The following is an 11570-nucleotide window of genomic DNA, read 5'->3' as shown; positions in this document are numbered from 1 at the left end:
CCGCCCCGGTTATGATCTGAAGCAGAGAAAATGGGTGGCCAAGGAACTAGTCCCACGCCGAGAGTCGCGGAATCGCACTCTCGACCAGGTGCAAGAATCGTTGGTTGCGGGTCCCCGCAACCACCTTTGTTATAACTCGATCCACATCGAGATCTGACACCAAGCCCCGCCCCGAAAAGGCGGGGTTTTCTGCGTTCTGCGGCTCTCACAAACGGAAGGCTAAGCCGGCATCGAGCACCGAGACCACCACAGGAGTAGCGCACGTCGTACGCCGGACCACGCCTTCACCGTCAGAGCGGCGGGCCAAGACAATTGGCGCCGTGACCGTAGGCGCTGCCCACTTCGCCATCGAGGTCTGCCGCCAGAGATGCGCCATGACCGCAGGCGGCTCGTTGCGGACAGCTTCCTGCGATGCTGCTGGAGTCCACTCTGTTGTCCCCATTGCGGTCATTCGGGGGCCAGCCAGCCCGCTCCGAACCGGCCATTCCGCGTCGCTGTAGCGGCGCTCCAAACCGGACGCCAGCGCTTAGGCCGAAGCGCCTCCAATTGACGACGTTCGGACCTTTTTGGGGATATGGCACGCGCGACGAGCTGGAGGCCAGGCGCGGACGATCTCGTAGCGGAACCGGCGGGCCTGCCGGCGGCTGCCCTGGCGGGAACTGGCGCCGAGGTCGATTGGGTATAAAGCACCCGCTCTACGCGTATTGCGATGCCCGATCTTAATGTGGTGGCGCGATGGCTAGTCATGATGAACAACATTTGCGCAATAGCCGGCCATATAAAGGTCAAAATACTTAACTAATTGATATAAAAATTGCCAGTTTACCATAAATAAGCTATACTGTTGCAGAAATTATTTGAACATAGCGTGATGCGGTTGATCGATGTTTTGACGTCGCAGGAATTTACTCGTATTCTAGTCCGATCTGGCTGCATGGTCACAAGCTGCCCGGTCGCAAACTGCGCCACAGCGACCGTCCGCTACTTTTTTATTAGTCTTGATTCGGCTTAGCGCTCCATGATTTTCTCGAATCGAAACATCTCGTCTCCACTGCGCAGTTCGTCTCCACCGGTCTTATGCGAGTCCGGATGGTACCTGCAGAAAAATTCCACAATCTGGAAACCACATTTGTTGATGTAGAAGTGTATATTTCGCTTCTCGAAGTATGGTGTGTGCGTCTGCCAAACCAGTGTCTCAGGATATCGCCTCTCGATCGCGTGCCATGCCTTCGTACCTAAACCATGGCCGTGCCTCGCCAATGATATGAAGAAGAGATCAAGCGAGTTGTGGTTTGTAGCCGCGTCGATCGTCAGGACCGCGCCACCGACATTCTCCCCGCCGGAGAGGACGTGCAAAATCTCCGCATTGGGGGCGGCGATCGACTGGTCGAGATCGTCATCGGACGGGATAGGGCCGTCGGGCAGGGAGCCGAACTCGTCAATGACGGCCGCCGCGAAGGCTGCCTGCAATTCTCTCTTGAAAGCAGGCAGGTCGGCGGTGAGAACGGATTTGAAGGTGATGACGTCGTCATTCATGTCGTTGTTTCCAAACCAATGTGCCGAGGGCGGTAGCCGTGGTCAGTCAGAGACGCCCTTCAGGAATCTTGAGTCACCGAGCGCCCGTGTTGGGGAACGCGATTTGACGCGTAGGAGGGCCAAGCGGAGCCGCGAGCGTAGTCGTGACTCAATGTGGCCGCGATCAGGCGGGATGCAGGGTGGTCGGCGGAGATCGTGATGCGCGTGCTTGTTGTGGAGGATGAGCCGGAGATGGCCGCGGTCCTGGCCGCCGCCCTCGCGGTGCGGGATTTCGTGGTCGATCGCGCCGCCTCGCTGGCCGAAGCCGAGGCCGTGGCGCGGTGCGCGGAGTATCGCGTCATCATCGTCGACCGGCGCCTGCCGGACGGCGACGGGCTGAGCCTGGTGCGATCCCTCCGCCGGTCGGGCGTCGGGGTGCCCGTGATCGTGCTGACGGCCCGCGGCGATGTCGGCGACCGGGTCACAGGCCTCGAAGCCGGCGCCGACGACTATCTCGCCAAGCCCTTTGCCTTCGAGGAGCTCCTGGCCCGGCTTCGCGCCGTGCTGCGGCGGCCGCCGGAGGCGCGGCCGGACTTCGCCCGGCTGGGCCGGCTGGAATTCGACCTGGGCCACCGCGAGGCGCTGGTCGACGGCCGCCCCTTGCCGCTGCGGCGGCGGGAGCTGGCGATCCTGGAGGCCCTGATCCAGCGCCGGGAGCGCGCGGTGCTCCGCGAGACGCTGGAATCCGCCGTCTATGGACTCGACGACGAGATCCAGTCGAACTCGCTCGACGCCCATATGTCCAGGCTCCGGCGCAAGCTCGCCGAGGCGGATGCAGGGGTCGAGATCCGCAGCATCCGCGGCGTCGGGTATCTGCTGCGGGCCGCGCCATGACAGGGGGCCGGCGACAGGCGGCCGGTCATCCATCGACCGACGTTCCCCACCAGCGGGACCGGGTCTTGCGATAGTCCGGCTCCGGATCATAGACCTCGACCGGCAGCGCCAGGTCGCGCGCGGTGAGGGTGCCGATGGCGGCGCGAAGCTGATAGCCGGCGACCACCTCGTTGCGCCGCGCCTCCACCAGGTTGAGCTGGGCGTTGAGCAGGTTCTGCTGCTCGGTCAGGACGTCGAGCACCGTGCGCGAGCCGACCTGGGCCTCCTGCCGCAGCCCGTCCACCGCTATTCTTTCGGCCCTGACCGCCGCCTGGAACGACGTTATTGCCGCCCGCGCGGTGACCAGCGACTGCCAGGCCTGGACGGCGCTCTGGATCGCCTGGCGCCGCTGGGCCTCGATCTGGATCCGCTTCTGGCCATGGGCATAGCGCGCCTGCCGCACCATCGACTCGTGGTTGCCCTGGGCATAGAGCGGAATGGTCAGCTGGGCGATGATCGCCGCGGAATCGATGCGGTTCTGCGCCCCGCCGCCCGACCGCGGGTGCGACACGGTCGAATACTGCCGCTGGATCCGCGCCTGCAGGTCGATCGACGGCAGCAGGGCCCCGAACTGCAGGTCGATGTTGTCGGCCGCCACGCGCTCGCTGAACAGCGCCGCGACGATGCCCGGATGGTTCTCCTGGGCCTGCCGGATCGCATCCTGCATCGAGGCCGGCAGGCCGGCCGGCACGGCCGGTGTCTCCAGCATTTCCGGCGGCCGGCCGATGATGCGCTCGAAGACGGCGCGGCTGGTGCGTAGCGTGCCCTCCGCCTCGACCCGGCCGGCGACGGCGCTGGCCAGGGCGGCCTCGGCCTGGCTGACATCGGTCGGGGTCACCTCGCCGACATTGAACCGGTCGCGGGTCGCCTGCAGCTGCTGGCCCAGCACCGCCTCGTTGTTGCGCCGGACGTCGAGCGCCGCCTGGGCCCGGACCACGTCGGCATAGGCGGTCGCGGCGTCGAACAGCACCGTCTGCTCGGTGGTCCGGACGACGGCGCGGGTGGCCATGACCGTGTTCTCGGCCTGGCTCACCGCGGCCTGGGTGCGGCCGCCATTGTAGAGGTTCTGGTTGACGGTGATGCCGAGCGTGGCCGGGTTGACCTCGTGCCACCGGCCGTCCCGGCCGCCCGAGGGCAGGGCGGTGCCGCCGCGCTGCCCGTCGGTCTGCGTGTTGGTGAACTGGCTCTCGATGCTGGCGCTCGCGCTGACCGACGGCCGGTAGCCGGACAGGGCCTGGGCGACGCCTTCATTGACCGTCTTCAGGTTGGCGATGTCGGCGGCGAGGTCCGGGTTGGTGGCATAGGCCGATGCCAGCGCCTCGGTGAGCGACTGCGCCGTGGCCGTTCCCGCGGCCGGCGTCAGCGCGATGACGAGCATGGCCGCTCGGAAGCGGCTCCACCCAACTGCCATGATCGGTTTCATCTCCGTTGTCTCGCATCAGGCGGGTTCAGCCGCCCGTCGATGATCAGCTCGGTGCCAGTGACGTAGCGCGCGTCGTCGGAGGCCAGGAACAGCACGCCCTCGGCGATGTCCTGCGGCGTGCCGGAATGGCCCATCCAGACCGAGGTACGGGTTATCGCCGCCGGCGGGCTCCCGGTCGCGCCAATGACCGGGGCGTCGATCGCGGTGGGGCGGACGGAATTGACTCGGACCCCGTTGCGCGCGCCGACGCAGGCGAGCGCCCTCTCCTTGGTCAGCAGCGTGATCTCGCCCTTGCCGGGAGGGCGGTAGGGGAAGCGCGGATTGCCCGCATGCGTGTCGGTCAGGGCGACGTTGACGACGGCGCCGCCGCCGGACCGCGCGATCGCCGGAATCGCATGCTCCAGCCCCAGCGAAAGCGCCCGGAGGCCGGAGGCGCGCTCCCGCCCCAGATCCGTCCACGCCGCGCCGGCGTGATGGCCGAAGACCGGGACGCCGACGGTGTTGACCAGCACGTGCAGCGCCCCGAAGCCGGACCAGGCCGCCTCCACGAGGTTCCGCCACGAGGCCTCGTCGCCGATGTCGTGGCACTGGAAGCCGACGCGGCCGCCGGCGTCGCGGATCATCACCGCCGTCTCGACCCCGCCCCTCGGGTCCCTGTCGGCGGCCAGCACGGTCGCGCCCTGCAGCGCCAGGGCCAGCGCGCTGGCCCGGCCGATCGGGGATGCCGCCTCCGTCACCAGGACGACCTTTCCAACCATCCGCCCCCGGACGGCTCTCCCCGCCGGCGGCGACCGGCGGAGCGCCCGGGTGTCCCTGCGCCTAGCCCGCGGCCGCTCGTCGGGCGGGGGGAAATAACGCTCATGCATGTCGGGCCTCCTGTCGGGCGGCGGCAGGCTCTTCTGCCGCGCGGTCGGCCTCGGTGACCGAGGTCAGCCGGCCGAGGCGGGGCGCCAGCCAGGCGCGCAGGTCGTCCATCAGCGTGAACACCGCCGGCACCAGCACCAGGCTGAGCGCGGTCGAGGTGACGAGGCCGCCGATCACCGCCGCCGCCATCGGGCCGCGGAAGCCGGCATCGGCGCCGAAGCCCAGCGCCGCCGGCATCATGCCGGCGATCATCGCAAGGGTGGTCATGACGATCGGCCGGGCCCGCACCAGGCAGGCCTGGACCAGGGCGGTGCGCCGGTCGAGCCCGGCCCGCCGCCCCTCGATCGCGAAGTCAACCAGCAGGATGGAGTTCTTGGTGACGATGCCCATCAGCATCAGCAGGCCGATCACCGTCGACAGGTCGAGCGCCGCGCCGATGCCGAGCAGCGCCAGCACGGCCCCGATCGCCGACAGCGGCAGCGCCACCAGGATGGTCACCGGCTGCAGGAAATCGCGGAACAGCAGCACCAGGACCGCCAGCACTACCAGCAGGCCGGCCAGCATCGCCCCGCCGAAGCTGGCGAACATCTCGTCCATCGATTCGGCGTCGCCATAGGCCGGCCGCTCCACGCCCTCCGGCAGCTGTGCCAGCGCGGGCAGCGCCTCGATCGCGGCCAGGGCGGTGCCGAGCGGCACGCCGTTCAGGTCGGCGTCGACCGAGACCCGGCGGCGCCGATCGAAGCGCTCGACCTCGGCATCGCCGGCGCCGAAGCCGATCTCGGCCACCGAGGTCAGCGGCACGGCCCCGCGGTCGCCGGCCACGCGCAGCTGGCGCAGCGCCTCTATGTCGGCGCGGGCCGCGCGGTCCAGGGCCACGCGGATCGGGACCTGGCGGTCGCCGAGGTTGAACTTGGCCGAGTTGGCGTCGGTGTCGCCGATCGTGGCGATGCGGGCGACGGTGCCGATCGCCTGGGCCGAGACGCCGAGCCGCGCCGCCTCGTCTGGCCGCGGGCGGATGCGGATCTCCGGTCGCGGCAGCGGCTCGGCCGAGCGGACATTGGCCAGGACCGGCAGGCCGCGCATCTCGCGCTCCAGCGCCCGGGCGGCGGTGCGCAGCTTCTCCGGGTCGTCGCCGGTCAGCACGATCGACACGTCCTTGCTGCCGCTCTCGCCCAGGAAGGTGAAGCGGATGTCCGGGATCTGCGACAGCTCGTCCCGGGCCGAACGTTCGAACGCCTTGCGGGTCAGCTGGCGCTCGCCGCGTGGCTTCAGGATGATGACGAAGCTGACCTTGGCGACGTCCCCGCCCGAAGCGATAGCGTCGGCCGCCGCGGCGCCGCCGGCCTCGCCGATGGTGGCGAAGACGTGGTCGACCTCCGGCCGCTGCCGCAGCTCGGCCGTGATGCGCCGTGCCACGGCGTCGGTGTCGGCCAGGGTGGCGCCGGGCGGCAGCTCGACCTGCAGGTTCGAGATCCGACTGTCGCTGTCCGGCAGGAAGCCGGAGGGCAGCAGCGGCACCAGCAGCAGCGACCCTGCGAGGAGGGCGCCGGCCGCGGCCAGGGTGGCGCCGCGGTGATCGAGCGTCCAGTTCAGCAGCCGGACATAGCGGCCGTCCGGCCGCGACGGTGCGGCCCCGGCATCGCCGCCCGCCGCCGCCCGCTTCGGCTGCAGCAGATAGGCCGCCATCAGCGGCGTCAGCAGCCGCGCCACCAGCAACGAGGCGAGCACGGCGACCGCCACGGTCAGGCCGAACTGCTCGAAATACTGGCCCGTGACGCCGCCGATGAAGCTGACGGGCGCAAACACCGCGACGATGGTGAGGGTGGTGGCGACGACGGCGAGGCCGATCGCGTCGGCCGCGTCGATCGCGGCGCGGTAGGGCCGCTTGCCGAGATGCAGATGCCGGTCGATGTTCTCGATCTCGACGATCGCGTCGTCGACCAGGATGCCGATCACCAGGGTCAGCGCCAGCAGCGAGATGCTGTTCAGGGTGAAGCCCAGCAGGTCCATCGCCCAAAAGGCCGGCAGGATCGACAGGGGCATGGCCACGGCCGCGATCAGCGTCGCCCGCCAGTCGCGCAGGAACAGGAACACCACCAGCACGGTCAGCAGCGCGCCTTCGATCAGCGCCGTCATCCCCGCATCGTAGCTGTCGCGGGTGTATTCGACGGTCGAGGCGATCTCGCTGATGGTGACGCCCGGCGTCCGGGTCTGGAGTTCGGCCAGGCGCGCGGCGACGCCGTCGGCCACCACGGTGTCGCTGGCTCCCTTGGCGCGGTAGACGGCGAAGGCGACCACCGGTTCGCCGTCGAGCCGGGTCAGCGAGCGCTGCTCCCCGGCGCCGTCGGTGACGGTGCCGAGCGTGTCGAGCCTGGCCCAGCGGCCGTTCGGCAGCGCGATCGGCGTCTCGGCCAGGGCCGTCACGGTGCGGGCGCCGCCGAGCGTGCGGATCGCCTGCTCGCGGGCGCCGATCTCGCCCCGGCCGCCGGGAACGTCGGCGTTGGTGCTGCGCAGCTGGGCGTTGACCTGGTCGGCGGTGATGCCAAGCGCCGCCAGCCGGTCGGGGTCGAGCTCGACCCGGATCTCGCGGCCGACGCCGCCCAGGCGCTGCACCTTCTGCACCCCGGCCACGGCCAAGAGGTCGCGGGCGATGCGGTCGTCGACGAACCAGGACAGGTCGACCGCCGACATCCCCGGCGCGCGCACGCCGTAGTAGAGGATGGCGCCGCCTTCGACGTCGAGCCGGGCGATGATCGGCTCCTCGATGCCCTGCGGCAGGTCGCTGCGGATGTTGGTCACGGCGTCGCGCACATCGGTGGTGGCGCGGTCCGGGTCGATGCCGATGCGGAACTCGACCGTGGTCGAGGAGGTGCCGTCGGCGATGGTCGAGGTGATGTGGCGCGCCCCGGCGAGGCCGGCGACCGCACCCTCGATCCGGCGGGTGACCTGGCTCTCCAGCTCCGACGGCGCGGCGCCGGCCTGGGTGACCGTGACCGTGACGATCGGGAACTCGACCTTGGGGTTGGCATTGACCGGCAGGCGCAGGAACGACCACCAGCCCGCCAGGGTCAGGACCGCGAACAGGACGAGGACCGGGATCGGCCGGCGGATCGACCAGGAGGAGAGGCCGGAGGTCATGGCCGGCCGTCCACCGGCCGGAACAGGGCGGGCATCCCGTCCGCCATGGTCACCTGGTCGCCCTCGCGTAGGAACGCCCCGGCGCTGAGCACCACGCGCTGGCCGGCGGCGAGCCCCTCGCGGATCTCCGCCCAGCCGTCCTGGCGCAGCCCGACCGTCACCTCCTGGCGGGCGACGGTGCCGTCGGCGGCGACCGTGAGCACCGCGCTATCGCCGAGGTCGTCGCGCTGGATCAGCGCCGAATCGGGGATGACGACGGCGCCGTCGCGGCGCTCCGCCACGATGGCGGCGCGGCCGAACACCCCCGGCCGCAGCCGCGGGTCGACCGGCAGCGCGATGCGCGCCCGGCCGAGCCGGCTGTCCCGGTCGGCCTTCGGGGCCACCAGCCGCACCCGGCCGTCGAACGCCTCCTCGACGCCGGCGACCCTGATCCGGGCGGGCTGGCCCGCCGCCAAGGCCGGCAGGTCGATCTCGGGCACCTCGGCCTCGAGCTCGACCTCCCCCTCGCGGATCAGCTTGACCAGCGGCCCGGAGCCTGCGAGCGCCCCGACCCGGGCGGCGCGTTCGGAGACGATGCCCGCGGTCGGCGCCCGGATCTCGGCCCGGCCGAGCCGGGTGCGGGCGTCGTCGACCTTGGCCTGCGCCTGCGCCACCTCTGCCCGCGACACCTCCAGCATCTTGTCCGCCGACACCGCGGCGGCGCGCCGCTTGTCGTATTCCTGCGGGTTGAAGGCGGTGGAGCCGCGCAGCTGCTCGATGCGCCGGAAGTTGGCCGTGGCCTCGGCCTGCGTCGCCTGATCGCGCGCCAGCCCGGCCTCCGCCCGCAGCACCGCCGCCTCGGCATCGTGCAGCGCGGCGGTCAGAAGGTCGGTCTCCAGCCGCAGGATCACCTGGCCGGCCGCGACCCGGTCGCCTTCCTCGACCAGCACCTCGGCGATGCGCTGGCCCTCGATGGCGGTGCCGATCGCGATCTCCTCGCGCGGCATCACCGTGCCGGTCAGCGACAGCGTCCGTTCGATCGGGCGCTGCCGGGCGACGGCGACCGAGACCACCGGCCGGGCCTGACCGGCCGGCGCCATGGCCGATCCGATGCCGTCGGCGCCGGTCATCACGACGACCGTGGCCGCCAGGGCGGCCGCTCCCAGGCCGAACAGCACGGTCAACCAGGGCCGCGGGCGGCGCCGCGCGGCTTGCATCACGGGTCGTTCCGCCGGGCCCGGCGGTTGGCTATCGGACATGTCTGTTTCGCTCTGGTTCTTCGAGCGGGCGGAACTCGTCGGAGAGCTCCGGCCTGCCGAGGGGATGCGCCTATCGCGATGGGTCTGATGGTCCTGAAAGGGCTGGAAGATCGGCAGCCGTCACGGCCTGCTGACGGAAGCGCCGCAGACCGCCAGGGTATCCCTGGGCTTCAGCGCCGCAGCCAGGCGCTGGGATCCCCACGCCATGATCAGCACGGCCCCGATCACGCCCAGGATCGCCAGCGACATCGCCGTGCGCCCCACGGGGTCGGCCGCGGTCACGGGCTCGCCTGACGCTATGGACCCCGCACGCATCGACAACCGTTCATCGACCATGTCTCTCGACCTTCTGCCGCCGGATCGCTCTTCGCCTTGGCGACGCCATGGCGCGACATTCCCCTTGGGGCGATGTCCCGATCCCCGACAGCCAATGCACCCCCAGCATTGCCCGAACATTGCACGCGATGTTCTGCCAGCCTTGCCGGCAACGGGGGCTGTGAAGAATGAGCCGGGTATGGATCATTGTGCTGGCGGCGGGGTGCGTTCCCCGCTTCAGTGGTAACGACCGGACGGGCTTGGGCCTGGGCCGGCGCGGCCGTCGAAGGAGAACCGAATCGTGCGGAGGCTGGCATGGCTCGCCGTCCATCCCTGACGCGGCGGCTGATGCTGCGCCTTTCCGCGCTGCAGATCGTGTCCGTCGTCCTCGCGGTGATCGCGACGCTCCTGCTGCTGGCGGAGGCGCGGGACCGCGAATACTCCGGCGCCATCTACGCCGCCAACGTCCTGGCGAAGAACGTGACGCAGGCGGGGGATGGAGGGCTGATCCTGTCGGACACCCCGACCGTGCAGGAGATAAGGCGGCAGACCGCCTCCGGCTTCTGGTTCCGCATCACCGACGGCACCCGGACGATCGCCGAGGGGGATGGGCCCGCAGGCATCCTGTCGGTCACCGAGGCCATGCAGGGCGGCGTCAATTATTCCGAGCTGAACACGCCGGACGGGAAGTTCATCGGCGCCCTCCAGGCGACGAGCACGCCGGAGGGCCGTAGGCTGCTCATCGCCACCGGCCCGATCGACATGGGCCTCTGGCCGTTGGTCGACTTCACCGTCGACCCGGACAATCTCTACTTCGTGTACCTGGCCCTGGCGCTGGTCATCGGGACGGTGATCGCGGTGCCGCTGACCGTGCGCTCGGCGCTGAAGAATCTCGGTCTGGTGGCGAGCGCCGCCGCGCGCATCGATCCGGACCGGCGCGGCAACCGGCTGCCGATCGAGCAGGTGCCGCGCGAGATCACGCCGCTGGTGGCGGCCGTGAACGAGGCGCTGACCCGCCTGGACGCGGGCTATGAGCGGCAGCGCCGTTTCCTGGCCAGCGCCGCGCATGAGCTGCGGACGCCGATCGCGATCCTGAAGCTCAGGCTCGAAGCCTTCGGTGACGAGCCGATGAAGGCGAGCCTCGGCCGCGACCTGCTGAGGCTCGAGCTCATGGCCGATCAGCTGCTCGACCTGGAGCGGTTGCGCAGCCGCACCAGCCTGTTCTCCGCCGTGGACCTGGTGGCCCTGGCCCGCAAGGTCGCGGCCGATCTGGCGCCGCTGGCGATCGCCACCGGCTACGATCTGGTCGTCGATGCGGAGGAGGAGCGGGTCGAAGTCGACGGTGACAACGCGGCGCTGGAGCGTGCGACCGCCAACCTGATCCACAACGCCATCCAGCATGGCGGCCAGGCCGGCACGATCGTCGTGCGGGTCGAACGTGGCGGCAGCATCGTCGTCCAGGATGAGGGGCCGGGTATTCCTCGCGAGGAGCGTGAGCGCATTTTCGAGCCGTTCCATCGCCTGGCCGGCGGCGCGGGCTCCGGGCTAGGGCTCAACCTGGTGTCGGAAATCGCCCAGGCCCATGGCGGCCGGGCCGTCGTCCGCGATGGTCCGCGGGGCGGAGCGTCATTCCATCTGCAATTGAAGCGCTAGGCCGGGACCGGAGCTGGCTCGTCGGATTTCCGCCGCCAGCACGCACCGGCGATTTCGCGCGCAGGCATTCGTCCCAGGATCGCTGGCTGTCCTCAGGTCGCCCTGGTTGCTCCGTTGACCTACATTGTCATCTTGCGAGGCATCGGGGTCCCGGCCAGAGCCGACGTGTCCGCTGTCTGGGCCCACCTTGTTGTCCGGTTTAGGTGCACCTCGTCAGGCTGGTTTCGCCGACGACGGCGAGATTCATGGCTCGACGTCGTGTCCGGTTTGGGACCACTACACGGGTGACCGCTTTTGGCGTGGACCCGATGCGTCTTGAGCCCTGCCCTTAAAGTCCGCTCTTCACCCAACTTTGCAGCCGTGGGGCGGGGGGCTGATGCTGTGCCATTGTGCCGACCTAGAGCATTTTCCGATCAGTCGCGGTCATATCCGGCAGCAGTAAAGTAGTTCTGGCAATCGTCAGGTGTGAAGGCGTCGACGGCCAGTGCGAT

The 11570-nt window shown here is 69.7% G+C and carries 8 protein-coding genes; 2 read left to right on the top strand and 6 right to left on the bottom strand.

Annotation, left to right across the window (positions count from 1 at the left end; all coding sequences use genetic code 11):
* Positions 1-1008: 1008 nt before the first annotated feature.
* Entirely contained in the window at positions 1009-1536 is a 528-nt protein-coding gene (locus G537_RS0127820; RefSeq protein ID WP_026872881.1) for a GNAT family N-acetyltransferase, read from the bottom strand.
* A gap of 198 nt (positions 1537-1734) precedes the next feature.
* Here G537_RS0127820 and G537_RS0127815 point away from each other — a divergent pair, with 198 nt between their 5' ends.
* Entirely contained in the window at positions 1735-2409 is a 675-nt protein-coding gene (locus G537_RS0127815) for a response regulator (RefSeq protein WP_026872880.1), read from the top strand.
* Positions 2410-2434: 25 nt separating this feature from the next.
* On the opposite strand, the gene G537_RS0127810 is transcribed toward G537_RS0127815, so the two are convergent.
* The 5 genes from G537_RS0127810 to G537_RS0127790 form a co-directional block, all read right to left on the bottom strand.
* A complete protein-coding gene (locus tag G537_RS0127810; protein WP_051249222.1) occupies positions 2435-3826 on the bottom strand; it encodes a TolC family outer membrane protein in 1392 nt (463 codons plus the stop codon).
* Between the two features lie 41 nt (positions 3827-3867).
* A complete protein-coding gene (locus G537_RS0127805) occupies positions 3868-4629 on the bottom strand; it encodes an SDR family NAD(P)-dependent oxidoreductase (RefSeq protein ID WP_026872878.1) in 762 nt (253 codons plus the stop codon).
* Between the two features lie 100 nt (positions 4630-4729).
* Positions 4730-7873, bottom strand: a complete 3144-nt coding sequence (locus G537_RS0127800; RefSeq protein WP_026872877.1) for an efflux RND transporter permease subunit — start codon at positions 7871-7873, stop codon at positions 4730-4732.
* Complete coding sequence (locus G537_RS0127795; protein ID WP_051249221.1) at positions 7870-9069, bottom strand: efflux RND transporter periplasmic adaptor subunit; 1200 nt, start codon at positions 9067-9069, stop codon at positions 7870-7872. The genes G537_RS0127800 and G537_RS0127795 overlap by 4 nt, the downstream gene beginning before the upstream one ends.
* Positions 9070-9231: 162 nt before the next feature.
* Complete coding sequence (locus G537_RS0127790) at positions 9232-9447, bottom strand: hypothetical protein (protein WP_026872875.1); 216 nt, start codon at positions 9445-9447, stop codon at positions 9232-9234.
* A 294-nt stretch (positions 9448-9741) separates the two neighbouring features.
* On the opposite strand from G537_RS0127790, the gene G537_RS0127785 reads away from it, so the two are divergent.
* On the top strand, positions 9742-11079 hold the full coding sequence (locus G537_RS0127785) for a sensor histidine kinase (protein WP_026872874.1): 1338 nt from the start codon (positions 9742-9744) through the stop codon (positions 11077-11079).
* Positions 11080-11570: the final 491 nt, after the last annotated feature.

It is taken from the genome of Inquilinus limosus DSM 16000 (assembly GCF_000423185.1).
GTDB lineage: Bacteria > Pseudomonadota > Alphaproteobacteria > DSM-16000 > Inquilinaceae > Inquilinus > Inquilinus limosus.
Note: the sequence above shows the minus strand (reverse complement) of the source record. Positions and strands in the feature narration are given on the sequence as shown.